Origin of the sequence: Pseudomonas sp. HMSC076A11 (genome assembly GCF_001810205.1) — a bacterium.
Lineage (GTDB): Bacteria > Pseudomonadota > Gammaproteobacteria > Pseudomonadales > Pseudomonadaceae > Pseudomonas > Pseudomonas aeruginosa.
The window spans coordinates 222,422-244,473 of record NZ_KV800319.1 but is presented as its reverse complement, the minus strand read 5'-3'; the positions used below and the strand labels follow the sequence as shown (position 1 = coordinate 244,473).

Here is a 22,052-nt window from a genome sequence, read left to right as displayed (position 1 = left end):
AAAGCCCGCTCTATGGCGGGCTATGGTTTTTCGTGTGCGGTCAGTTTGGGGCGCTGGCGTTGTCGTAGGTGTAGACCCTGGGGTCGTAGTTCACCGCACGAACGGATGCCGAGGTATTGCCGTTGGGATCGATGGAACTGATCAGGGCCGGGTATGGGTTTCCCAGCAGCAGGTGTGGAGGTTCGATCTCCCAAGAAACATCAGGGATGAAATCGATGCTGGGAATGCTCAGCCGGTAGTCGTCGATCCTCGACGCCGGATATCCACCGGAAACCGTTCCGTCTGGGCGCCGCAGGTAGAGCGCTGGCGAGTTCAGCAGTGACCAGTCGAGCGGCTCGCTGGACTCGATCAGGACCGAGCTTCCAGAGATCACGAACGATTTCAGGTATGCGCTCTGTGCCAGGCCAGGGCCGGGAACATCGCCGGCAAGGGCATCGTAGTCCCAGAACTCGCTGTTCAGCGAGTCCAGGCCGGTATCGAACGAATACTCTGTTCTCCGGTATCGCTGAGCCATCCGGCGGCGCATCCCGTAGCGCCAGGCGCGATCGCGGTTTGTGACACCGACAGCCGTGATCTTCTCGACCTTCCTGCCGACATCCCCGGGCAAGCGGCACTGGACGGTATCTTCTATCCAGCCGTTGGCATTGACGAACTCAACATCGACTCCGTCATAGTCGTCCTCAGACGGAGCGCTGATGCTGATCCTCAGCGGACCATCCATGTTCTGCGGCGAGTACATGTGCCCGAATGTGGTCCTTGGTTCGTCTCGGGCTGCGGAGATCACGCCGCGCTTGATCGTCTTCTCCGCATACCCGGCGGCAAGCACATCGTCCATGACCTGCGCGACCGTGACCTTACCGTCCTCGTAGATCATGTCGAACGTGTCGCCGCGGTCCTTCCAGATGGCGTCAAGCCGATCGAGCTCTTCTAGGTCGAGGTCGGCGTCTGTGTAGCCGCGCTCTTTGGCGATGTAGCAGAGGAACGGGACGATGTCTCGCGTAGCGATCTCGCTCGTCCATGCACCGTTCTGCCGAGTCGGTAGCATGCGAGTAGCTTCCACCGAAACGCGGCTTTCGGTCTGCGCTGCGATACGGTCAGACGACCGATACCTGACGGCCATTGTTGTGACGCCGGCGTAGGACGATGGAGCCTGGAGGCGCGCGCGCATCCCGTACCACTGGGTGCGGTCCCGGTACTCGGATGTTGAGTTGCCGCCCTGGTTGACGAACACTTTTCTGATGCGAAACTCGGGCCGCATCATGTACGGCAGCGAGATGCCGTCCGTAAAACCCTGCTGGTCGAGAGAACTGCCAGCATGGTTCTTGCTGACCGTCGTCCATGCGCCGCCGATGGCCATGTCTCGCCACTGGATGTCGTAATAGGTGCGGATCTGGTAGATCTGCCCTTCCCTGCCTACACCGCAAAGCCCTTCCGGGCAAAATACGTCGATCTCGACGAAGTTGGTCTTCTCCGATACTGGGCACGCCGGGAAGGGACCGCGCCAGCCCCCTTCTAGGCTGGTCGGATCAATGGTGACTCGGGACGTAGACGAGTTGAGAGCGGTGAATCCTGGCCAGTCAACATCGACACCGCCCGCACTGGTCAGCCGCTCGACGGTGAGTTGCTGCGCGCTGTACGCCGTGATCCGATAGCGCAGCCCACGCGGGCCGATTGCTGCATTTCCGGAGCCGGTCTGCAACGCATTGGCCGGCGAACCGTTGCTGTAGTTGAGCGTCATCGACGTTGAGGTGATGTCGTTCACCAGGTAGAGGCCGCCGTTGGTGCCGACCACCTCGATCTCATCGCCAACATCCAGCCCGAGCTGAGCGATATCCCCCGTCACGACGTCGCGATTCGTCCCGCCGCCATCGTTCACCGAATAGGGGTACATCGCCTCAACCCGGAGGATCGTCCCCGCAACCCAGTCAGAGGGGAACGACCCGGCTCCGGCAGAAATGATGATGTTCGTTCCGGAAAACGTGAACGTAGTTGCCGACGGGTTCGGGGTGAGATTGGAACTCTCGGTCAGGTCCAGGCCGGCATTACCAGTCGAGCTCGCACCAACTTCCTCAACCAGGTGCCACCAGACCGATGCCGGGTGCCCGCTGACGTTCTGCCCTGGTTCGAAAATTTGGAAAGAGGCATCAGCGCGCAGTGCCAGGAACGACGTGTCACCGATTTTCGCTGCCCCTTCGGCGATCTGGAACCGACCACGGCCAATACACAGGAGCATTTCGGTCCACTGCTCACGCGGACCGGCGAAATACTTCCGGGGCGGCAGGATGTAGTCTGGATAAATCAGACGACGGCCAGCGACTTCGCGGATCGCATCGCCGAGTTTTACCTTGTTCCCGCGCGCGCTAGTTTCAGAGAGCGACGCGCCCTGCCCGGGGTTCGTCGGCATGCCGGGCAATTGAGGCATGAGCATCCGAAAAACCGATTGCGCCCCCTTGAAAAGGGCCGCAGTAATCGTGAACGGATCAGTCCCGCGCGGGAGCTTGTAGATCCTCACAATGTCGCCGCGGTCGATGATGCGCTCGGCCCACTCACCGGGATGGATGAACTCCTCATGGGCCTTTTTCTGCTTGTCGGTGAGGTCATCGCAGAGCGCAACCTCAGCGGGGACAACACCGATAGAGAACGGGTGGACGTCGTGGCAGCGGTACCCAGGCGAATTCGCGGTCAGCCAGGAATGAATCGTCATCCTGCGGCCGATCGGATGCCGCTCCAGCGGTTCTCCGTCAAGGAGCGATGGGTAGATTTCGATCACGGTAGAAGACCACCTTGGAGTATTTGTCGGAGAACTTCTGGAGCGGGGTGAGTGAAACCCCGCTTCCCGGGTTGATTTCGAGAACCCGGAGGCGTCCATCCACCTCAACCAGCAGACCTACGTGATCGAGCAGCCGCCCTCTGTAGGCCGCGGCGATGACCCCAGGTCCTGGCTCGCATTGCTCGAGCGCGCGCTGGATCTCCGTATCGCACGCCCTTTGCATCGAAACCGGGGTGCGCCGCGTGACACCGCCGAAGTCGGTCAGCATCGGCAGCCCGAACAACTCAACCCGCGCGATGAGCGTCAGGCCCCAGCAGTCAAGGCACGGCAGGGCCCGTCCGCCCTCGGTATAGATGGCGGTGAGGTATCTGTTCGGCATGGGGTCAGGGCCAGTATTTGAGGCCAGGGAACTCGCTAACGTTGTAGATGTGGCGCAGCGCGGCGGTGTTGATGAGGTCGTAGTAGCCGGCTTCTACCTGGACAGTGAGGCTTTCGAAGTCGACCCCTTTCACGCGCATCCGATACGGCCGCTCGGCCGGCGCAGTCAGGTCGCTTTTGAGGTAGATTCGCAGGACAAGCGTGACCGGCTCTCCGGCGTCGATGGCCTCGGCAATATATTGCTGAGCAAAGCCAGTCACGTTGTCGATCGCAAAGCCAACGTTCTGGTTCCCGCTGTTGTCGCGCTTCGGGATCGAAACGTCGATAGCGCCAGCGATGAATGTCAGTAGCCGTCCGTCTTCTGTCATGCAGGTCAGGTCTTTGAACCCCTGACAGATGAGGATCGGATCGGGCCTGGAGGGCCGAGTAATCTCGATCGTTGCAATCGGAAGATCCGGCCCATCCGATGCATAGAACCGCTCAAGAGCCGTCGACATGGCGAGGCCACTCCATGTTCATTGCGATGTCGAAGATATCCGCGAGGAGGATGTACTCGGGCAGAATCTCGGCCCACCCAGCATCGATGACGGGGCGCTCACGCAACTCCAGTGTGGCGGTGAAATCCCAGAGCGAGATACTGCCGCTGACCAACTTTGGACCGTCATAGATGTCGGTGAATCTGGCGGCATACGCACGCAAACCATCAGGAGTCTCCGGCGTCTTTAGCGGGCATTCGAACCAGTGGTAACCATCCACTAGAACATCACGAAACCATGCCTCAAACAGCATTGCCTCGCTGTCGCTGAGCCTCCACCTGACGCTTGCCATAGTTGGAGTAGCGGTGAAGTGACGCCTCTGCCTCGCCCTCCCCGTCTGCATCTCCGTGCGGATTAGAGGGCTAACAGGGGTAAGCCCATAGCCCTCCCGCTGAGGCGGGCAGATATTTGGGTACTGCTTCATGTCCCGCTCCTTCGAATTCCGAATGCCTGGGCAATCGCTCTGGATGCCGGGCCGTCGCCATTGATGTCAGCCACGAACACTTCCAGGAACTCTTGTCGCCCATCTCTCCGGCGCTCCACCTGGCCTGCACGGGCTTTGTTCTCCACGATGTTGACGGTGGTATTCCCGCTCTGTCCCTGGTTTGACCGAACGTCATCAAGCGTCCTGTCGAGCTTTGCGCTCGTCTCTGCCGTCGTCACCCTCTCGCCCTTCTGGAGTAACCAGGTGCCGGTCTCCGGAACAGCATCAATGCCATCGTGAGCCATGCCAGCAAGGGCGGACGCAGCAACTCCGGCAACCATTGGAGCGGTGATGCCGGCAGCCGAAGCAGCCGCCGCCGGAGCCAACAGCGGGCCTACGATTGGGATTGCAGCGGTGCTCGCAAATGCCGCCAGTTGAGCCTGGAAGGCAGTTGCTTGTGCGTTCGCGATGAGAGTAGAGGCGGCGCTAGCCTGAGCAGCTTTCCCGCTCACCAGTTGCACCGCCTGATAGACCAGCCATTGGGCGGCCATCTGCGCGAGGGCATTGATGATGCTTGTGGCCATCGTCTGCGCGATGTTCTTGAAAACATCGGCAAGACTCTCGCCGTCCATGATCATCGAAGCGATGCCGTCTCCTACAGCAGATGTGAGCCCGTCCAGTGTCTGCGTGGTGAAGTCGGCAGCTTGCTGTTGATAGTCCGTGGCTGTGTCGCGATAGTTCTCCCAGGCAGACGTGACGCCATCCAACCAGTTGCTCTGAGCCTCATCCTGAGCTGCGTAGTACTCATGCTGGATTTCCAGGCGCTCGGCCAGAGCCTGGCGCAGGAGGTCAGTTTCTTGGTCGTAGAGTTCCTTGCTGATTTCTGCGCTGTTGAACTGCTTCTGGAGATCGGCAAGCTGTTTGTTGTAGTCCTGCTGGATCTCCAGGTCTGCGCGCAGTCGCTCTCTCAGCTTGTCGCCGCTGCCCGATCCGGCCAGTTCAATCGCAAAACCTGCCCGAGCAGTTGCGTTCGATTCATTGAGCGTTGCACGGAAAGCCTGAGCTTTCGCCGCATCCTCGTTCGCCTGCTTTAGCTGCTTCAGGCGGTCAAGCTCTTCCACCAAGCCATGCAAGCGTTTCTGCTGCTCGGCATTGATTCCAACCAGCTTGCCCGACTCGATTTCGAACTGAAGCTTTGCTACCTCGGTGGCATCCTTGCGCTTGTCGACTTCCGTGTTGATCAGCGCTATCTGTCGCTGATACGACTGCTCAACCGTTTCGTAGGCGCTTTGCAGCTTCTTAGCAGCAGCCTCGGCTTCTTTCCCAGCTTCCTTCTGCTCCTTGGTAAGAGCCTTGAAAGCTCCAGGCTTATTCGCCTGCTCACGAAGCGAAGCTAGCGTTTCGGCCAGCTTGGCTACCTGCCCATTGGTTCCACCCGTTCCGGCGCGGTCGATACTGTCCATAATGCCGGCATACTTGGAGACCGTATTGGACAGGTCTTCTGCTGCCACACCGGCGCTGGCCTTGATTCCGTCCCAGTTTTGCGCAAGGCGTTTAGCAAGCCCGGCGGGGCCGGACGCGAGTTCCAGCCACGTCACTCCATCAAAACCAGCCCTGGCCGTTGCTGCGGCGCCAGCAATCGATTTCCCCACCAGCTCGAATGCTGCGACAGCGCCAATTGCTGTCTTCGCTATCCAACGGAACGAATCGGCAACGAATTCGCCAACACTCACCATCGCCGTGCCTTCCTTGGTCACGTCGAATATAGAGTCAGCGAGATCGCTCAGAATTGGTATCAGCGCTGTGCTTAGTTGGTTTTTTAGGCCCGATGCGCTCTGCTCAACCAGCCAGGTTGCGGCCTGAAGCTCATTCGCCGACTTAATCGTCTTCTCGTCGAGAATCGCGCCAGCGGCCTGGGCGGCGTCACCAAAGGTCTTGAATCCTTCAGCGTTATTGCGAAGCAACGGGAGCAGCGCAGTCGCATCGCTCGCGATAGCCTCCAGATAGAAGGTCATGTCCGACTGGCTGACCTTGGCCTTTTCCAGGCTTGAGACATACAAGCCAAGGGCCTGGGGGCCGCTCAGATTCCGGAACTGGTCTGCGGTCACGCCAATTTTCGGCGCTACGTTCTCGAAAAAGTCAGCAAGCGCGCCACCGTCGGTATTGAGGAAGTCGCCTACCTTGTCGTTCACATCCTTGAAGATGTCAGCAAGCTTCTCTTGCTCAATGCCAACCATCTTTGCGCCGGCCGCATATTTCTGAAACTCGGTCGTGCTCGCATTGGCAACGCTAGCAAGGTTTGCGATTTCATTGGCATTGCGAACTGTCGAAACAGTGAGGGCAGCAAGCGCGGTAATACCTGCCGCAGTGGCGGCGCCAATTGCGGCACCGACCTTTGCCGCATTCTTCTCGACTTCCTTGCGCCACTTTTCCGAGCGGCGCTCAGCAGCGTCCATGCCGGACACGAACCCGCCAACCTTGGCGATAATATCTAGCGTGAGCGTCCCTAGACTTCGCGTGGCCATCATGGACTCCAAAAAAATGCCCGTTTAGTTGCGGGCGGATCAGATTGCTACCCCCAGGAATCGAGGGCAGCTTCTAAGCTCAGGACGGGCTCATCCTCGTGAGGCATGAAGTCGTATATCTTGTAAGGCTCCTTGCTATGAGCATTGGCGTAGAGCGCAGACAATAAGGCCGTGCCACGCTCTATTCTCATACCAAGATGAAGACTGCCGCGCTTGTCCCTGAACTTGCACCAGCTCATGAACTCCCGGTAGCTGAGACGAGATTTGGCTTCTGCAATGGTTCTTCCGCCAATCCCACACATCACCAGCTCATGCCAGACCTCATCTAGTTCGCTGAGCTGGTCGTCTTTCCCAGGTTGTTCACCTCGGCGATAACGGTGAGCAGGGCGATGGTCAGGTTTCCATCGAGCGCGCCGCGACTGGGGTCGGCCTCGCCGGTGATATCTGCCGGCGTGAATACCGGCTTGCCCTCTTCGTCCACGATTGACGCAGCGATACGTCCCGCTACGCCATCGACCTTGCCATTCATCGCAAGGAGGTCGGAGACGGCGGTGCTGTACGACAGAGGCTTGACGTAGACGGTAGCGGTGACTTCCTTATCGCCTTGCTTCCATGTGATTTCCCTTTCCACTGGCGCACCCGTGAAAGCACCGATCGTTGCAAGATTTGAAATACTCAGCTGCATGTTTAAACCGCCTTTCTGATCCAGTAACCACGGCCAGACCGCTGAATAGTGAAGTTCGTAGCAACCACAGCGTTGCTCTGGAAATCGAACGGGAAGTCAGACACGTAGCCCCGGAAACGGTACCAGGTGCGATTGGCGGGCAGATTGAAGCCGCCATCACTCGCAACCGTCGGGATAGAGATTGGCTCCCCACTCTGGTCAAGCGGACCGTCTGACCAGCCGATGACCATATCCATTTCGATCTGATCGAATTCGGGGTCCTCCGCGAACTGCCAAAAGCGGTAGTGACTGTCATTTTCCGGGTCAGCATTCAGCGTCCCGGTTGCCTGCCCGGGAGTGCGCAGGCCCTTCTTGTAGGTTCGCGAGTTGTATTTCAGGCAGGTGTCTTCGATCTGGTCGGACGGGTTTCCGCCAGGATTGAAAGCGGTGATGCAATCGATCTCCAGCACACCGGGGCCATTGCTGTCGAGATTCGGATCGATTACGAAGAACTGAGTTCCTTGAGCCAAGATGGACATGGGTGTCTCCTGTCGCGGGTTTCTTGAGGCACAAAAAAACCCGCAGATGCGGGTCGTTACTTAGGTCGGTGACTAGCGGTTAACCCACCAGTCAACGTCGAAACTGATACGGTATAGGTCTGTTGGATCGTCCCGCTCTTCCCCGCTCCAGCGGGTGATCGTGGCGCGCAGTTCGATCGCGTTACGGATCGCCGTCGCGACGGCGCGAACCTGGGCGGCCGTGTCCGCGAAGACGTCCACCTGCAGGCTGAAAGAGTCGATGTCAGGGCGGTGGGCCAGGTAGCTCTCAGGCTCGCCACCAAAGGTCTGCCATGTGGCATAGGGGCGACCAGGCTGGTTTGGTGCTTCAGCGAACAGATAGAGTCGGGTCGGCTTCGCACCAAGCAAGGCGACAACGCCTGGGTCCTGCGAGCAGACTTTGAAAATCGGTGCGTACATCAGTTGCTCCCAGCGGCCATCTTCTGGGCGCGCTTGATTGCGCGGTCGATGGCTTTCTCGTACTCGCTGACGAAAGTGCTCGTGACCTCGGCGATGTTGTCGGCCAGCGCACTGCGCATGAAAGGTGATGCCTTCATCTTCGAGGTTCCAAATTCCCAGAGACGCCAGTGCGGAGTCGGCGCATTCTTCTGCTTGTCGACGCGGTCGCCCCTCGCCGGCAAAACAGCCCCATGGAGCACGCCAATACGGAAGCCAAGGTCGCCGGACTGCTTGAAGAGACGACCGTTCCACCGCAGGACGATGTTGTCGGAAATGCTTCGGCCGGTACCCGGGTCATCGATCTTCTCGGCGCCAGCCTTCGCGGCATTGAGCGCCACCATGGCCGCTTTTCGCAAAGCGGCGCGGCCACCCTTTCGGCGAATGTCGACGCTCAGAGCATCCAGCTTGCCCAGCAGGGACTCCAAGCCGGTGATGCTGAACTCGACGCCGTCAGCCATGGAACCTCCGGAAAGCGAAGCTGGTGATCCCCTCGCGGCCGATGTCGGACTCTTCCTGGTTGATCTCGACACAGCCGAAGCCGAGCCGCGCAAACCAGCTGATGAGACCGTTCTGAGTCCAGTACCAGAGATGCTCACCGGGCTTGAAGTGCTTGCTTGCCAGGCAGTCGGCCTGATCCTGGTAAATCGGCATCGAGACGAACACCCAGTCCACCACCTGAGCCAGCAACCCTTCAGGGTTCGGGATGTGCTCGAGACTGTCCCAACAGGTGATCGCCGGGATCTTTCCAGCGTAGGGGTCCAGGAAGCGGCCGCGCTCCTTGAGCCAGCGCACAGCGTCGGCATTTACGTCAAAGCCGAAGGCGCCAGACTCTTCGAGGAAGCGACCGCCGCCAATGCCAATGTCGATCAGGTCGCCACCGTGGTGACGTCGAACCATGCGCACGCGGGCCTTGGTCAAAGCTCCCCCCATCGGGGTGGCGTCCATCGCCTGGTACTTCTCGAAGTAAGGACCGGAGTAGTCCATCGGCTTGCGTGGGTGGTACCCCATGCCCAGCTCAGCCGACCACAGCAGGCAGTCGGCTAGCCCAGGCGGTAAGGCGCTCTGCATAGTTCGAGATCCTCTTGTCGCAGTTGTGTTCTTTTTGGGTGCAGCGACAGAAATTGTCGGGCACCACAAATTCGATTCGAGAGACGTCCATCGCCTTGGAGGTGATGAGCTCCGGCGCGTTGTAGCCGCCTTGGCCGCCGCAGATAATCAGCGCCTGCACCTTGGCGGCGATCGCTGCCGGTAGGAGCCAGCCGATTCCACCGATCACCGCCGCGGCGCCCTGCACCAAGGCCAGAAGCTGGTCGACTGGTAGCTCACCGCGGTGGAACTGCAGGTCAGCGACCGGCAGGGGATCAAGCGCCCACTCACGGCCTTCGACCAGGTCGGCTACCGAGACCACCTTGTAGCCGCGACGACGCATCTCGGTGGCCGCCTGGGCGATGTACTCGGGCAGCGGGTTTCGGGTGTCGGCCCGCCATTCGGAGCGAACCGTCGCCGGCCTGATCACCACGTAGCGGCCATCGACCGGCGATGGTCCGAAATCGGGCAGGTCCATCTCTCCGGGTGTTCGAGCGAAGCTGCGCATCATCCCGGGGAAGATGCCCTCTCGGCCGTAGCCAACCTGAACGACAGTTCCGCGCGGACGCCGTTGCCAGGTGCCCTTCGGTTGCCGGCAGATGTTCTTCATCTGCGTGCGCAGCCTGGTTACCGGCAGGATCAGGTTGATGTCTGGGATGTCCTTGTAGAGCTCGGGCCAGGGAGTCTCCAGCCACACGCCGCACGGAAGCTGCTTGATGAATGCCCGCTGGTAGATGTTGTCCCCCAGCCCCTTCATGCCGTTGATGATCATCATCGACCGTCGGTGACTCCTGTCGCGCAGCGCAGGCGCCATTCCTTGCGCCCCGTGGCATCCGTGTCGGCGCCGGTAATGGTGAAGGGCTGGCCCTGCCAGAGGAGGCGCCAGGTCATGTCCAGATCAGGGAACCAACGCAGGTTGACCCTGGCGTCTGTCTCGTTCTGCTTGGTGTTCGCCGCCATGAACTCTCGGCCGGCGCCAGTGAGCACTTCGGCCGGGACGTCCACCAGCAGCGTGCCGTCCGACAGCGAGGCGTCCACCCAGACCAGCAGCACGTCACCCGACTCCGAGTCCTGCTGCTGCTCCTGCGCCTGGAAGGTGATCCGGTGCCGCAATCGATTGGTCAGCACCTCACACCCCCAGGCCGATGCGGTACGGCATCAGCTTGACCTCGGCCAGTTCGCGCAACTTCTTCGCCTCGTCGACCGTCGCCTCGTAGTCGGCCTTCACCAGCGCCGCCACAGCGGTGAACACGCTGGGCGCCACCGGGTCCTCGCTGGACGGGACATCCTCGCTACTCGGTGAGCAGGGGTTGTCCAGCGGTAAGGTCGGCAACTGCGTGCGGCCGCAGAAGCGCACAGCCTCATCTTCGGCGCTGTCGATCAGCTGCTGGATCAGGGCATCGTCGGCGCTGTGGATAACGCGCAGGGCCTGCTTCACGTCCTGAAGGTTGATGACGCTCACGAGAGAACCTCTTCAAGGGGGCGCCGCGGGAAGGCCTCGAGGGCCGTCTCTCGACTGCAGTTGATGACATCAAGGCCAGCGAGATGGTCCGCCAGTTGGCGGAACTGCGCGGGCCACTTGTCGACGCTGCCGGCATTTCCCAGGACGGCCGGGTGGTCACCGTGCCAGTGAGCGCGGCCGCCGGTTTTCTGGCAGTCGTAGCCCAGCAGAATGATGCGCCGAGCGCCCCAGAAGGAGGCGAGCGACGCAGCCCCGGCCCCGCTATTCTGGAAATGATGGAAGCGAATCTTCTTCACGCCAGGGAAGGTCAGTGGCGCGCAGAGCTCGCCGCCGAAAGCATTGGCAGCCTCTTCGCCGTGAACCCTCCACCATGCCGCATCCATCGCGTACAGAACGTCAGCCCATGGACAGAGCCGGAATGTGGTGTTGGTGACGATTACTCCGCGGCCGGCTTCTTCTTCACGCCACGCCCGGACTGTTTCGCAGTCGTCTGCGGTGAGACTGGGGCCACTTGCGATGCAGACGACTTCTCGCCAGCGGCTGGATCGGGGTCCGCCTGGTTCTCGTCGTAGGTGACGAGCCCGTTGCGCTTCAGCGCGGCGGCATGCTGCGGGCTGACGTCGAATTGCTCATCGCGCCGGCGACGGCCGCCGTGGTCGAAACCCGTAAGTGCTGTTACCAGGACCATGGTCTTTCCTCAGGAGATGGCGGGGCCGAAGCCCCGCCAGTAGATCAGGACGCCGGCAGGCCGTCGAAGTCGCCCTTCACGAAGGCTTCCGGACGGAACACCGACAGGCCCACGCGCTCCTCGCAGAGGATGGTGACCATGTTCTTCACGAGGTTGTCGCGGTCCTCGGTGGAGACGGTGACGCTGACGTCCTCGCGATCCCAACCTTCAGCGCCTTGCTGGAATGAGCCAGTCAGGAAATCACCGATATCCATGGACTTGGAAGCAACAACCGGGCGACCCCACAGACCCGGAACGGCCAGGCCGGTCGGGGTGGCGAAGACATAGTTGTTGTTCTTGTCCTTGGTCAGCTCGATCGCGGCCCAGTCCACTGGGCTCAGCACGATGCCGTCGGCGTCGTACTCGGCCAGGGTGACCTGCAGCAGCGCGAGGCGTAGGCGGTCGATGGCGGTCTCAGCCTGAACGACGACGCCAGGGTTCGCGTAGATGCTCGCCTGAGTGTAGAGGCCGTTCAGGTTGAGGCCGACGCCGGAGCCCTTGAGCAGCTGCATCTCCTCCTTGAGCTTCAGGCCATAGCGCAGGCGGCCGTCGATGTAGCTGGCCAGCATTGGAGCGTCCGACAGAACCTGGCGGGACGCACGAACCCAGTGGGCGATCGTGGCCACCGGATCGGTATCCAGCTCGAAGGTGATGTCCGATTCCGGCTTCGGGTTCTGCGGGTTCTCCGACACCGGCGCGGCGTTGTTGGTGAAGCCGGTCTCGCGCACATACTCGATGGAGTTCGAGGTAGTGCGCCCCCAAGCCAGCAGGTCGCGTACGAAGAGGCGCTGCTGAGTGGGGAGGACCATTCCGACGCGCTGCGGCTGGATCAGGTCGCCAGCAGAGCCGGTCAGGCTGGTGATCGCAGCCTTCACCGGAACGGTAAAGCTGCCCTTCGCACCGCCCGCGGCGCGGGCAGCCCAGGCGTCGTAGCCTTCAGCAGCGATGAAAGTCTCACCCATGCTCTCGGGCGCAACGATACGGCCGCCACCTTTTTCCAGCTTGGCCATCAGCTGCTCAGCAGCCTGCAGGCGGGCCTGAAGTTCCCCCTGGGAAACCAGGAGCTTATCGACGCTGGCCTTGGTTTCTTCGGAGAGCTTGGAGTGCGCCTTCAGTTCCTTTTCGGACCGCTCGGCGTAAGTTCGCAGATCGTCGCCAACCTTCTTCAGATCGGCCTGGACCTGTTGGTATTCCTGTTCGATTGCCGTGGGCATTTGAGTTACCTCGCGAAAATGCTGGTGATGGTGGAGCTGATGTTTCGCGCAGCCCCTGTGGAAGGGTCTGCAGGGTTGGTGGCGTCGCGCTCACCATCGCCAGCCGAGTCGCTCAGGCTGGCTTTGAAATCGGAGATCAGGCGCATGGCCTCGGAGCGAGGCATGCCAGACGCGCGCAGCGCGTTCTCGATGCGGCGCACCGTCTGGGCTGATGGTTTCTCGTTGCCGCCGGCGACCTCGTCGGAGTCGAGCAAAGAATCAGCAAAGCCCTGCTCTACCGCCTTGCTTCCCCCGATCCAGGTCTCGCCGTCCATCATCGTGGCGACGGTCTTTGCATCCAGGCCGGTGCGAGCCACATAGACGTCAGCCATCGCTGCGTCGAAGGGCTCCAGGTAATCCGCAAATTCCCGGAAGTCGTGCCGGTTGCCGGCGGCCAAGGTCCAGGCGTTGTGAATCATCAGGAAGCCCGCACGAGCCACCTGCACCTCGTCGCCTGCCATCGCGATGATGGAGGCGGCCGATGCGGCCATGCCGAGCACCTTGATGGTCACGTTCCCCGGGTGCTCGCGGAGCAGGTTGTAGATAGCCAGCCCCTCGAACATGTCGCCGCCTGGGCTGTTGATATTCACCACCACGTCACCGTCGCCGATCGTACGGAGTGCGCCGGCAATGCGCTTGGCGGTAACACCATCGCCGGTCCAGTAGTCCTGACCGATGATGTCGAAGATGCTGATGCTGTTGTCTTTCTCGGAGGCTGCCTGCACTGCTGGGTTCCAGCGCTCCATGGCGCGGGCCGACAGGTCAAAACGCAGGCCAGCCGCGGGCGCGCCCACACGCGCGGCGGGCAGTGTTTTTCTGGACATGTTGGTTCCTCTGGATCAGTTGCCGGCAGGGGCCTTGCCCAGCTGGTCGAGGGGGATCAGTGCGGTCTGCACTGTGAGCACGTCGGCATTGCCACCCATTAGCGGCAGATTGTCCTTGGCGCGACCTTCATCGCGGGTCATCAGGCCGTTGTTCACCATGCTCGCCAGGTATTCCGCGCGGCCTTTGCTGTCAGCTCGCAGCAGGCCTTCCACGGAAAACTCCGCGTAGGTAGTCATCTGGTCGGCCAGCGATAGCAGGTCCTTGTTGATGGCCTGCTCGATGCGAGTCAGCCAAGGCCGCAGCGTGAAGGTCAGGAAACCGATCATCTGTTGCTCGATCCCGGTCCCCCAGGAGCTGGACTTCTCCGACTGGCCGACCATGAAGGGGGGCACCCTGAACCAGCGGCAGATTTCTTCCACGCTGAACGCGCGAGACTCCAGAAGCTGGGCATCCTTGGGGTTGATTCCAATGGTCTTGGCATCCATGCCGCCCTCGAGCAGAGGCGACTTCCCGGCATTGATGGCGCCGCTGACCTCGGCCAGTCTCTCGCGAAACTCGGTTCGCTGCTCCTTGTTCAGGACCCGCTGCATGGTGAACGCAACGGTCGGCGCCAGGCCTTTCTCGAATGTGCTGTTGGCAGCGTTTCCGGCCGCCAGGGCTGATCCGAAAACTTGCGACCCGTACTCGATAGCGGACAGCCCCCAATCACCGTCGATGGTGAAGCCCGGGATACGGAAGATGTTCTTCGCGGGGATATCGCGCTGCGTCCCATTCTTCTCGGTGTACCGGTACTTCCTGTTCCCGTAGATGTCGCGGGTGATGGAAAGGCGGCCAGGCGCCAGGAAGTCCATCGACACCATGCGCTTGCCGATGTAGTTCTTCTCCGCGAATCCGTTCCCCCGCAACAACATGGAGACGATCATCGCCTCCCAGAACACCACCGCGGTGGAGTCCGGGTTGGGACGGGAGTGAATGATGCTGTAGAGCGGGTGATCGGTCAGCGCCAGCCGGCCTCTGGCGGTCTTCTCATAGAGGCCCAAGGGCAGAGTGGAGATTGTCTCGGCGATCAAGCGCGCGCAGGCCCACACAGCAGACAGCTTGAGGACCGAACACTCGTTGACCGATTGGCCAGCGACATTCGTGCCGAACTCATGCCAGAACGTCTCATCCGTCAGGCCGACCGGTACACCCAGCCAGCCCAGAACGGCAGCCTTTAGCCGGCTCGGCTTCTTCGTCTTGGGCTTCATACGATGATCGGTGCCTTCAGGAATTCATTGAAATCTCCCTCATCACAAGCCGAGGGGTTGAGCGCCATGAGCGTTGCCGCATCGAAGGTGGCCATCAGCGGGTCGATCTTGGCGGTGCCGCTGACCTGCTTGTTGATGGCGAGGGCGTTGCCGACCTGGACGGTCCGCGCGTTGCCGACGCACCAGGCCATCAGCGGCTGGCCGCCGTGGACGAGCTCGCCGCCGGCGACCTTCCGCTCGGTGGTCTTGATCGCCCCATTGAGCTTCCAGCCTTGGCCGATGCCCACGATGTGCTCCATCGTGAAACCTCGCTCCTCGGTGGTGAGCTCGTCGACGATGTCGCCGATACCGGCCTGGTCGACACCGATCGCCTGCTTCTCGGGGAACAGCCCGGCTGTCTTCACTCGACAGAGGATGTCGGCGAGTTCGTTCACATCGTCTCCGGGGAGGGCAACAATGGTCAGGTCGCCATCGGCCTTGAAGTCCAGGAGCTTGGTAGCGATGTCCTTGCGCCGCTCCAGCACGATCTCGTGCGCCCAGGCATGCGCCCAATGCAACCAGCGACGGGAATCCTTCTCGCGACCGAGAAGCGTCAGGCCGAGCAAGTCATCGAGGCCGCCGCCGTCGATTCCGGCCACGATCACCTCGGAGCGGAGAATCAGCTGATCCAACGTCAGCGACTTGTCCGTCCTCTTCTCCCAGTGATCGGCGCCGGCCCAGCGGTTTGCCCGCAGGTTCATGCCTATCTGGATGTTGAGGTGCTTGGCGAAGAACTTGCGCTGCGCCCCCTCGTCCATCCGGAGCACCTTGGCCAGGTGATCCTCCAACCACTCCCTGCTGACCGATCGGCCCAGGTTGGGATTGGTGACGTAGAAGTTGTCCGGGTTGAGGTAGGTCTTGTTCTCGACCATGTCCTCGGGGAACTCGTACAGTACGCCCAGCGACTTGCGGTCATCGACCACGCCGTCCCGGACATCACGGAAGTAATCCAACTGCTCCTTGAAGACGCCGGCGGGCGGCTCGTCGCTCTGCGTGGAGAGCATGATGACGACCCCCTCTTCCCGAGAGATCTGGCCGCCGGTGGCTTCCATCAGCATCGCGTCTGCGTTAGGGCGCTTGCCGAACACCCAAAGCTCGTCGATCAGGATCTTGCCGGACTTCTTACCCGACACGGTGTCGGTATCGGCCGCCACGACCTTCAGGGCCGCGTTGGTAACCAGGTGGGTGATAGTCCTGATGTGATCCTGAACGTGGAGCAGTTCAGCCAACTCAGGATCTGCACGCACCATCGCGGCAGCCGGCTTATAGCTGTTCGCCGCGACCTCAATGGTCGGAGCGATAATCAGGAGCTCCTCATCATGTCGCCAATTGAGGATCAGCGCCGTCAGCATGATGCCTGCGGCGATGGTGGACTTCGTGTTCTTCTTGCTGATGAGCAGGAAGAAGGTTCGGATCAGTTGCTTGCCGTGCTCGGCGTCGTAGGCGCCGAAGATCGCAGCGACGAAATCGAAGACCCACTGATCGCAGCACTCGCCGAAGGTCGGCTGGCCAGGAAGGTCAACTACCCGCAGCGAGCGGAAGACCTGCAGCGCGGCCTCGGCCTCGCTTGGGAAAAGTGGTGCGAACGGGATAAGCGACTGGCCAGCGACGATCCGGCGCTGCCAATCAGGACAGGCCGTAGTCCACTGCATGCGTCACCCCTTGGTGTTGTCGACAGCAAGTTTCGGCGCTGGACGCGCTGCGAATTTGCCCTTGCTCGCTTCTTTAGCCGCGGTACCCCGCTGCTCCTTCTTCCCCTGGTCAGCCTTCTTCCCGTGGAAGTAGTCGACAGCCTTCTGGGCAGCGCTCCGGCGATCGAACACCTTTGCACGAGGCTCGTTCATCAGCGCGAGCAACCACACCAATGGATCGCCGGTAACCGGAAGGCAATCGAGGAACTCGCCATTTGAATCGGAAAGATCGCCAGCAACGTCTGGATGTGCGCTAGGCGGAGGGCGCGGATTAACATTTCGTGGCGCCGTTAACTTCTGCAGTTCGGCAACAACATCGGGATGTTTGGCCAGGCGAGATCCGGCGACGGCAGCACTGGAAGGCGCGTAGCCCGCGGCCTCGGCTGCCTCCTTGTTGGACGCACCTCTGGCCTTTGCGTCAACAAACCGCCGCTGTTTGTCTGTTAACGCCATTAACAAAAACCTCAAAGGGGGGAAAAATCCGCGAATGAGAGGGGGCGCGGTTTCCAGTGCGATGACTTTTCAGAGTTTTGACCCACCCCTCCCCTCTGGGGCGATTTTTCGCACCAATTTGGTGCAGAAGTCAGGGAGACGTCGGACTCATGCTGCCCCCCCATCGGTCCGCGTCTTGCGGTCGTGGCAGCTTCCGGGACCGCAGCAGAGGATCTGACAGTTCTCTTCCGTGTCCTCGCCGCCCTGGAAGAGCGGGACCTTGTGGTCCAGTTCGAAGCCGCCAGGGTATGCCACCATCACGCCGCATTCGGCGCACTGAGGTGAAGCCAGCCACAGCCGGTAGCGGCGCTTCTGCAGCCTGCTTCCGGTCATTCGTCGCTCGCTGGTGCTGGCCGTTGCCTTCAGCTTGGAGCCGACCTGCTGCAGCCGAGGCGCCAGTGTCGGGATCTTAGCCATGGTGACCGCCCGGCTTCTTCAGCGGCCTGCCTGACAGGTCATGCGTGATGATGCTCTCGGCCTCGACATCGACAGCGCCTTCATCTGCCATCGCAGTGATCAGCGCGGTGAGCAGGTCGTTGGTCTTGCGCTGCTCGGCAACCATGTCAACCAGCAGAGGGCGCAGGTCCCGATCAATGTGCGCATCAGCCCCGCCAGTCAGCAGCAGAGCACTCATACCAAGACGCTCGGCTCCCCGTTCAACGTCCTTTGCGAACGCCGCTTGCTGCTCTTTGTCCAGTAGCCGATCCATCTTCACCACCAACACTGGCTTTTCTCTTTCGCAGGGTCGCTCGCTCATACATGATCCTCAGATTGGCCAGGATGTAGGCACGGGTTTCCTCACAGCGCTTGCAGGCCATCACTCACCCGCCTTGCTGCTAGGCAGCTTGAAGTTGGCGTAACGGTCGGCCAGCGCCCGGATCTTCTCAACGCCCAGGAACCCAACCCACCCACCAACGAAGGTGGAAAGCGACTGAGGCAAGCCAAAAAACTCCAAGCCACTGATCAAAGTCACCGTGAGGCATCCGCAAATAGCGCCTTCGAGGATCGCCTGGCGACGAGTACCGCCGCCATAGATGATCCGGATCGCAGCCATCACGAACGAGAGACCAGTGGCGTACAGCACTGGAGCATGTTGGCTCAACCAGGCGAGCACCAACGCCCATGTCTCCGGTTTGTCGGGCATGTTTGACATCTCGATATCCCCTCGGCGGGGCGGAAATGAAAAAGCCCCGCACTCGGCGGGGCTTGGGGAGTGGTAGCAGCGCAGGGAGTCGAACCCCGTATCTCCAGCTTATGAGGCTGGTGAGGCTGGTGAGGCTGGCAACCTACCGGTGGTCTACAGCTTCCGCAGAAAGCAAAACCCCGCTCGATGGCGGGGCTCCGGAATAGGTGCGGGTGGTTAGGGGCCACTACCCCTGTGCGCATCCTGCGCTCCACCTGCATTGAGCGATCATTTCCCTCGGACAGATCCCAGCATCGATCTCAACTCGCCAAAGATCTCCTGCTGCACGGTGTCAGCCACAGCCTCAGCTTCTTCTGCCGTATAGAGGAAATCACTTCTCAGGTCGAAACCATGCATAACTACGTAACAGACTGAGTGGCCAGCCAACCGCACGGAGTACGGCAAGCTGTCACCCTCAAGCTTTACGACCTTGATATCAGGATTTCTCATTGGACCACCTCTCGGCCTCAAGATGGTCATTATCGCAAGGGTGAAGGTCTTGTGGGTCGGTAACCCATCACTTTGCTTACAGCCCGATGTGGCAGGTGAGACTGCCGTCTACCGAGTTTCGACCTTCGAATGAAAAAACCCGGCGCGAAGGCCGGGTTTCGGTGTCGATCTGGCTTAGCGCGCACGGATCAACAGATGTGGGTAAATTACGCCCATCCGATCACATCCGTCAAGCCACATCGAGCAGTTTCTCTCGATCAAGTATTTCGGTCACATGCACCAGAGCCTCCTCCTCAAGCTGCTCGAGTTGCTTGCGGATATCGCGGCGCCACCTGTTGCGGGTCGAGTCAGGACGAGCCTCGGTATCCCACTGGTTCATGTCGTAATACTCATCGGACAGGATCAGCACATCAGTGGAGCGCTTCCCCTCCTTCCCCTTCATCTTCGGAATTGCCCAGGCGGAGACGGCCCTGGTCAAGAACAGGTGTGGCGCCGGGGTCTGGATGCGCGGAACCAAGCGCCCTATCGCCTGAAGTCGACGGCCGTTATTCGTCGAGTAGCGAGCATGCAGCACGTCCCACTCGCCCGGCGAAAGCTCCCGGTGCAGCAGTGCGTGCAGAATGCAATCGAACTCGAACTGGTCTTGAGCAGAAAGCAGCGCCCGAAAGCCGCCGTCGACCTTTCGATCAATCAGCCTGTTCCAGTTCATCTTCGCGGTGTTGTCGATGGCATCGGCTGCTAGGACACGAACGATCGCCGGCATCACATCACGGTAGATCCCAGTCATGCACCCTCCTTCGGCTTGCCGTTCAGGCCGAACAGATCACGCAGCAGCGTTTCCGAAGCGGCGCCCTTTGCGTTGCCGTCCTGTAGCCAGAGCCGGGCGTAATCGTGAAAGCCCAGAGTGCCGCGGTCGCCGTGCCAGTTGGCGATCATGACCACCAGGGCAGCAAGGGCGGCTGCGCCTCCGATCTTCGCCTGGGCCAGTTCCCGACCCGCCAGCTTGAGGAACTCGCGCTCTAGCCTGGTCATGGCCTTCCGAGGTGCGATCGGTTGTACGTTGCTCATGCCGCTCTCCCCTTACCGTACTGCCGGCCCTTGTAGGGTCTGGCCATCTCGACTTCTTCATCGCTGGGCTGATAGCCGCCGATAATCTCCACGAACCGATGGAACTGACCCTGGTGCTGAACGTGCGCCACGCCAACCTGCCCGTGCCGGTTCTTGTCGACGATCAGCTCGGTAATGCCGGCCTTGCCGGCGTCGCTTTCCTGATCCCGGTGGACCAGCACAACCACATCGGCATCGGCCTCGATCTGCCCGGAGTCGCGCAGGTCGCTCTTGGTCGGGCGCTTGTTGCCCCGCGCCTTCGGCCCACGGTTGAGCTGCGCCAGCACCACCACAGGTACGCCCAGCTCCTTGGCCAGGCGCTTCAGGCCCTTGCTGATCTCGGTCACCACGTCGTAGCGGCTCGCGGTCCGCTGCTCGCCCTTGATCAGGCCGATGTAGTCGACGGCAACCAAGCCCAGGCCATGCTCGCGCCTCACCGTCCGGCAGATCTGGCGGATATCCCGGAGCGTCAGTGAAGCGTCATCACAGAGGATCAGCGGGGCATGGTTGAGCTTGTTCACCGCACCAGTCAGGCCCGGCCAGTCTGAATCGGCCATCGAGTGTCCTTCAGCAATGTGCTTGAGCGGAACGCTGCCCACCGATGACAGCACGCGGTTGGCCAACTCGACATCGGTCATCTCCAGGCTGAACACCAGCGCGGGCTCGTTGCACGCCAACGCCACCCGTTCGGCGAACCCAAGGCCAAGCGTGGTCTTGCCGCTGCCCGGCTCGCCGGCCACAACCACCATATGGCCGGGACAGATGCCCGGAATGAAGGAGTCCAACGAGGGCAGGCCGGTGTCGTACCCCAGCTTCACCTCACGGTTGAATCGCCTGTCGATGCCGTCAATGGCCTCCGGCAGCACCTCACCGATGAAGCGGTACCGGCGCCGGGAGTCGAGCCCCTCGGCCTCGAGGGCAACCCATGCCTGCTGGCCCTGGCTCAGAACCTCATCCAGCGGTTCGCCATCCTGCAGACGCTGGCTCATGACCTCGGCCGCGGCGATCACCCGGCGCGCCACCGACCGCTGCTTGATGATCCGGGCGTATTCATCGGCGTTCGCGATGCTTGGGGTGTTATTCACCAGGTGGGCGGCGACCTGCAGGGTGCTCTGCCCGTCCGCCAGTTGAGCCCGCGCCTCGTAGAGGGTCACGATGTCGACCGCGATGCCTTTCGCCTGGCAAGTCAGCAGTAACTCGAACAGTTCCGCGCAAGCGGGGTGGTGGAAGTCCGAAGCCTCCAGCTTGGCGCCCATGTCCTCGATCAGGTCACCCCTCTGGATCATGGCGCCGATCACCGCATACTCGGCTTCGTGGCTGTAGAGCTTCGACTCTGGCACCTCGTAGCCCATCACAGGGATATCGTGCATGTCGAGGTATCCGGTCATACCGCACCTCGCACGGATTTCCAGCGCAACAGCACCACCTCGCCGTTAGCGTCGCAGAGCCGATCAATCACGCGATCCCCGATGAACCGCCGGATATCGACCAGACTCAAGTTGCTGATCAGGATGGTCGGAAGCAGGCGCTCGTAGCGGCCATTGACGACCTGGAACAGTACCTGACGCTCGAAGTCGGTGCCGTGCTGGGCGCCTACCTCGTCGATCACCAACAGGTCCGGAGCGTGCAGACTCTCGTAGACCTCGGACTCGCTCTTACCCTTCCGCCCAAACGTGTCCTTCACGCCCAGGATCAGGTCGGGTGCGGTGATGTAGCGCGCAGTCGCGCCAGCCAGACCTTCGGTGCGCAGCACCTGCTGGATGATCGCGCAGGCCAGGTGGGTCTTCCCGGTTCCCATGGTGCCCAGCAGCATCAGCGAGCGACCAACCTTCCAGTTCGAGGCGAAGTCGTCTGCGTAAGCCTTGCAGCGAGCCAGGACTGGCGACTGCTGGTCCGGTGCGAAGTCGGTGCGGTAGTTCTCCAGGGCCGCCGGTCGGAAGCGCGGCGGTATCTGGCTCTCCAGCAACGCGGCATTGACCATCCGCGCATCACGCGCAGCCTGAGCCTTGGAGCGAACCTCCGGATCGGATGATTTGCGAGCTTCGAACTCGCAGCGCCAGCATCCCGTCCAGACGAACCCGCCGTCGAACTGCTCCTGCTGCTTGCTCTCGAAGCCGCCATGAACGGGGCAGGTCTCGTCCCTGGTTTTCACTTGGTTTTTGGTCATGGTCATGGTC

The 22,052-nt window shown here is 61.2% G+C and carries 27 protein-coding genes and 1 tRNA gene; all 28 read right to left on the bottom strand.

The annotated features are described in order from the left end of the window. Window positions 1–40 precede the first annotated feature (40 nt). Window positions 41–2,770, bottom strand: coding sequence for a host specificity factor TipJ family phage tail protein (locus tag HMPREF2716_RS25560; protein WP_043495139.1), 2,730 nt, complete (start codon window positions 2,768–2,770; stop codon window positions 41–43). After that, entirely contained in the window at window positions 2,742–3,149 is a 408-nt protein-coding gene (locus tag HMPREF2716_RS25555) for a C40 family peptidase (protein ID WP_023082970.1), read from the bottom strand. The genes HMPREF2716_RS25560 and HMPREF2716_RS25555 overlap by 29 nt, the downstream gene beginning before the upstream one ends. A 4-nt stretch (window positions 3,150–3,153) precedes the next feature. Further along, window positions 3,154–3,645 (bottom strand): DUF1833 family protein, encoded by a 492-nt coding sequence (locus HMPREF2716_RS25550; RefSeq protein ID WP_043495142.1) that lies wholly within the window; start codon window positions 3,643–3,645, stop codon window positions 3,154–3,156. Continuing rightward, window positions 3,629–4,108 carry a hypothetical protein gene (locus HMPREF2716_RS25545; protein WP_043495145.1) on the bottom strand — a complete coding sequence of 160 codons (480 nt, stop codon included), beginning with the start codon at window positions 4,106–4,108 and terminating at the stop codon, window positions 3,629–3,631. The genes HMPREF2716_RS25550 and HMPREF2716_RS25545 overlap by 17 nt, the downstream gene beginning before the upstream one ends. Beyond that, entirely contained in the window at window positions 4,105–6,564 is a 2,460-nt protein-coding gene (locus HMPREF2716_RS25540) for a phage tail tape measure protein (protein ID WP_236079806.1), read from the bottom strand. The genes HMPREF2716_RS25545 and HMPREF2716_RS25540 overlap by 4 nt, the downstream gene beginning before the upstream one ends. A gap of 394 nt (window positions 6,565–6,958) precedes the next feature. Next, entirely contained in the window at window positions 6,959–7,318 is a 360-nt protein-coding gene (locus tag HMPREF2716_RS25530) for a phage tail assembly chaperone family protein, TAC (protein ID WP_033867890.1), read from the bottom strand. Window positions 7,319–7,320: 2 nt separating this feature from the next. Beyond that, entirely contained in the window at window positions 7,321–7,836 is a 516-nt protein-coding gene (locus tag HMPREF2716_RS25525; protein WP_024099812.1) for a phage tail tube protein, read from the bottom strand. Window positions 7,837–7,908: 72 nt separating this feature from the next. After that, a complete protein-coding gene (locus HMPREF2716_RS25520) occupies window positions 7,909–8,274 on the bottom strand; it encodes a DUF3168 domain-containing protein (protein WP_043495152.1) in 366 nt (121 codons plus the stop codon). Then, a complete protein-coding gene (locus HMPREF2716_RS25515; RefSeq protein ID WP_033867892.1) occupies window positions 8,274–8,771 on the bottom strand; it encodes an HK97-gp10 family putative phage morphogenesis protein in 498 nt (165 codons plus the stop codon). Before HMPREF2716_RS25515 ends, HMPREF2716_RS25520 begins: the two co-directional genes overlap by 1 nt. Next, on the bottom strand, window positions 8,764–9,297 hold the full coding sequence (locus HMPREF2716_RS25510; RefSeq protein ID WP_070622878.1) for a methyltransferase domain-containing protein: 534 nt from the start codon (window positions 9,295–9,297) through the stop codon (window positions 8,764–8,766). The genes HMPREF2716_RS25515 and HMPREF2716_RS25510 overlap by 8 nt, the downstream gene beginning before the upstream one ends. Window positions 9,298–9,328: 31 nt before the next feature. Then, complete coding sequence (locus HMPREF2716_RS25505; protein WP_043495158.1) at window positions 9,329–10,171, bottom strand: glycosyltransferase family protein; 843 nt, start codon at window positions 10,169–10,171, stop codon at window positions 9,329–9,331. Next, a complete protein-coding gene (locus HMPREF2716_RS25500) occupies window positions 10,171–10,527 on the bottom strand; it encodes a phage head closure protein (RefSeq protein ID WP_024099808.1) in 357 nt (118 codons plus the stop codon). Before HMPREF2716_RS25500 ends, HMPREF2716_RS25505 begins: the two co-directional genes overlap by 1 nt. A gap of 1 nt (window position 10,528) precedes the next feature. Beyond that, window positions 10,529–10,861 (bottom strand): head-tail connector protein, encoded by a 333-nt coding sequence (locus tag HMPREF2716_RS25495; protein ID WP_043495154.1) that lies wholly within the window; start codon window positions 10,859–10,861, stop codon window positions 10,529–10,531. Next, window positions 10,858–11,244, bottom strand: coding sequence for a hypothetical protein (locus HMPREF2716_RS25490; RefSeq protein ID WP_034027010.1), 387 nt, complete (start codon window positions 11,242–11,244; stop codon window positions 10,858–10,860). Before HMPREF2716_RS25490 ends, HMPREF2716_RS25495 begins: the two co-directional genes overlap by 4 nt. A gap of 53 nt (window positions 11,245–11,297) precedes the next feature. Then, window positions 11,298–11,549 (bottom strand): hypothetical protein, encoded by a 252-nt coding sequence (locus HMPREF2716_RS25485; RefSeq protein WP_024099806.1) that lies wholly within the window; start codon window positions 11,547–11,549, stop codon window positions 11,298–11,300. Window positions 11,550–11,593: 44 nt separating this feature from the next. Continuing rightward, on the bottom strand, window positions 11,594–12,802 hold the full coding sequence (locus HMPREF2716_RS25480; protein WP_043493834.1) for a phage major capsid protein: 1,209 nt from the start codon (window positions 12,800–12,802) through the stop codon (window positions 11,594–11,596). 5 nt (window positions 12,803–12,807) lie between these two features. Further along, window positions 12,808–13,665, bottom strand: coding sequence for a head maturation protease, ClpP-related (locus HMPREF2716_RS25475; protein ID WP_033867899.1), 858 nt, complete (start codon window positions 13,663–13,665; stop codon window positions 12,808–12,810). A gap of 15 nt (window positions 13,666–13,680) precedes the next feature. Next, complete coding sequence (locus tag HMPREF2716_RS25470) at window positions 13,681–14,913, bottom strand: phage portal protein (RefSeq protein ID WP_043493837.1); 1,233 nt, start codon at window positions 14,911–14,913, stop codon at window positions 13,681–13,683. Then, entirely contained in the window at window positions 14,910–16,604 is a 1,695-nt protein-coding gene (locus HMPREF2716_RS25465) for a terminase large subunit (protein ID WP_070622044.1), read from the bottom strand. Before HMPREF2716_RS25465 ends, HMPREF2716_RS25470 begins: the two co-directional genes overlap by 4 nt. Before the next feature lie 3 nt (window positions 16,605–16,607). Continuing rightward, entirely contained in the window at window positions 16,608–17,096 is a 489-nt protein-coding gene (locus HMPREF2716_RS25460; protein WP_043493842.1) for a terminase small subunit, read from the bottom strand. A gap of 147 nt (window positions 17,097–17,243) precedes the next feature. After that, window positions 17,244–17,552, bottom strand: a complete 309-nt coding sequence (locus HMPREF2716_RS25455) for an HNH endonuclease (protein WP_033953336.1) — start codon at window positions 17,550–17,552, stop codon at window positions 17,244–17,246. Further along, complete coding sequence (locus HMPREF2716_RS29930) at window positions 17,545–17,892, bottom strand: hypothetical protein (protein ID WP_227343401.1); 348 nt, start codon at window positions 17,890–17,892, stop codon at window positions 17,545–17,547. The genes HMPREF2716_RS25455 and HMPREF2716_RS29930 overlap by 8 nt, the downstream gene beginning before the upstream one ends. Before the next feature lie 60 nt (window positions 17,893–17,952). Next, entirely contained in the window at window positions 17,953–18,288 is a 336-nt protein-coding gene (locus HMPREF2716_RS25445) for a phage holin, lambda family (protein WP_033867904.1), read from the bottom strand. Window positions 18,289–18,349: 61 nt separating this feature from the next. Continuing rightward, window positions 18,350–18,443: transfer RNA gene (locus tag HMPREF2716_RS29640), tRNA-OTHER, on the bottom strand. A gap of 554 nt (window positions 18,444–18,997) precedes the next feature. Then, window positions 18,998–19,555, bottom strand: a complete 558-nt coding sequence (locus HMPREF2716_RS25435) for a hypothetical protein (protein ID WP_043494845.1) — start codon at window positions 19,553–19,555, stop codon at window positions 18,998–19,000. Then, the gene (locus HMPREF2716_RS25430) at window positions 19,552–19,836 is read right to left on the bottom strand and encodes a hypothetical protein (RefSeq protein WP_043494841.1); all 285 of its coding nucleotides are present in this window, start codon (window positions 19,834–19,836) and stop codon (window positions 19,552–19,554) included. The genes HMPREF2716_RS25435 and HMPREF2716_RS25430 overlap by 4 nt, the downstream gene beginning before the upstream one ends. Further along, on the bottom strand, window positions 19,833–21,263 hold the full coding sequence (locus tag HMPREF2716_RS25425; protein ID WP_051428827.1) for a replicative DNA helicase: 1,431 nt from the start codon (window positions 21,261–21,263) through the stop codon (window positions 19,833–19,835). Before HMPREF2716_RS25425 ends, HMPREF2716_RS25430 begins: the two co-directional genes overlap by 4 nt. Beyond that, the gene (locus HMPREF2716_RS25420; protein ID WP_043494851.1) at window positions 21,260–22,048 is read right to left on the bottom strand and encodes an ATP-binding protein; all 789 of its coding nucleotides are present in this window, start codon (window positions 22,046–22,048) and stop codon (window positions 21,260–21,262) included. The genes HMPREF2716_RS25425 and HMPREF2716_RS25420 overlap by 4 nt, the downstream gene beginning before the upstream one ends. Window positions 22,049–22,052 lie beyond the last annotated feature (4 nt).

Excerpts from the sequence above, each read along its gene's own strand:
- HMPREF2716_RS25525 (WP_024099812.1), bottom strand. The coding sequence starts at position 7,836 with ATGTCCATCTTGGCTCAAGGAACTCAGTTCTTCGTAATCGATCCGAAT.
- HMPREF2716_RS25470 (WP_043493837.1), bottom strand. The coding sequence starts at position 14,913 with ATGAAGCCCAAGACGAAGAAGCCGAGCCGGCTAAAGGCTGCCGTTCTG.
- HMPREF2716_RS25510 (WP_070622878.1), bottom strand. The coding sequence starts at position 9,297 with ATGGACTACTCCGGTCCTTACTTCGAGAAGTACCAGGCGATGGACGCC.
- HMPREF2716_RS25435 (WP_043494845.1), bottom strand. The coding sequence starts at position 19,555 with ATGACTGGGATCTACCGTGATGTGATGCCGGCGATCGTTCGTGTCCTA.
- HMPREF2716_RS25530 (WP_033867890.1), bottom strand. The coding sequence starts at position 7,318 with ATGCAGCTGAGTATTTCAAATCTTGCAACGATCGGTGCTTTCACGGGT.
- HMPREF2716_RS25490 (WP_034027010.1), bottom strand. The coding sequence starts at position 11,244 with ATGGATGCGGCATGGTGGAGGGTTCACGGCGAAGAGGCTGCCAATGCT.
- HMPREF2716_RS25515 (WP_033867892.1), bottom strand. The coding sequence starts at position 8,771 with ATGGCTGACGGCGTCGAGTTCAGCATCACCGGCTTGGAGTCCCTGCTG.
- HMPREF2716_RS25545 (WP_043495145.1), bottom strand. The coding sequence starts at position 4,108 with ATGAAGCAGTACCCAAATATCTGCCCGCCTCAGCGGGAGGGCTATGGG.
- HMPREF2716_RS25420 (WP_043494851.1), bottom strand. The coding sequence starts at position 22,048 with ATGACCATGACCAAAAACCAAGTGAAAACCAGGGACGAGACCTGCCCC.
- HMPREF2716_RS25430 (WP_043494841.1), bottom strand. The coding sequence starts at position 19,836 with ATGAGCAACGTACAACCGATCGCACCTCGGAAGGCCATGACCAGGCTA.
- HMPREF2716_RS25425 (WP_051428827.1), bottom strand. The coding sequence starts at position 21,263 with ATGACCGGATACCTCGACATGCACGATATCCCTGTGATGGGCTACGAG.
- HMPREF2716_RS25475 (WP_033867899.1), bottom strand. The coding sequence starts at position 13,665 with ATGTCCAGAAAAACACTGCCCGCCGCGCGTGTGGGCGCGCCCGCGGCT.
- HMPREF2716_RS25550 (WP_043495142.1), bottom strand. The coding sequence starts at position 3,645 with ATGTCGACGGCTCTTGAGCGGTTCTATGCATCGGATGGGCCGGATCTT.
- HMPREF2716_RS25540 (WP_236079806.1), bottom strand. The coding sequence starts at position 6,564 with ATGGACGCTGCTGAGCGCCGCTCGGAAAAGTGGCGCAAGGAAGTCGAG.
- HMPREF2716_RS25555 (WP_023082970.1), bottom strand. The coding sequence starts at position 3,149 with ATGCCGAACAGATACCTCACCGCCATCTATACCGAGGGCGGACGGGCC.
- HMPREF2716_RS25455 (WP_033953336.1), bottom strand. The coding sequence starts at position 17,552 with ATGGCTAAGATCCCGACACTGGCGCCTCGGCTGCAGCAGGTCGGCTCC.
- HMPREF2716_RS25480 (WP_043493834.1), bottom strand. The coding sequence starts at position 12,802 with ATGCCCACGGCAATCGAACAGGAATACCAACAGGTCCAGGCCGATCTG.
- HMPREF2716_RS29930 (WP_227343401.1), bottom strand. The coding sequence starts at position 17,892 with ATGAGCGAGCGACCCTGCGAAAGAGAAAAGCCAGTGTTGGTGGTGAAG.
- HMPREF2716_RS25460 (WP_043493842.1), bottom strand. The coding sequence starts at position 17,096 with ATGGCGTTAACAGACAAACAGCGGCGGTTTGTTGACGCAAAGGCCAGA.
- HMPREF2716_RS25520 (WP_043495152.1), bottom strand. The coding sequence starts at position 8,274 with ATGTACGCACCGATTTTCAAAGTCTGCTCGCAGGACCCAGGCGTTGTC.
- HMPREF2716_RS25485 (WP_024099806.1), bottom strand. The coding sequence starts at position 11,549 with ATGGTCCTGGTAACAGCACTTACGGGTTTCGACCACGGCGGCCGTCGC.
- HMPREF2716_RS25465 (WP_070622044.1), bottom strand. The coding sequence starts at position 16,604 with ATGCAGTGGACTACGGCCTGTCCTGATTGGCAGCGCCGGATCGTCGCT.
- HMPREF2716_RS25505 (WP_043495158.1), bottom strand. The coding sequence starts at position 10,171 with ATGATCATCAACGGCATGAAGGGGCTGGGGGACAACATCTACCAGCGG.
- HMPREF2716_RS25445 (WP_033867904.1), bottom strand. The coding sequence starts at position 18,288 with ATGTCAAACATGCCCGACAAACCGGAGACATGGGCGTTGGTGCTCGCC.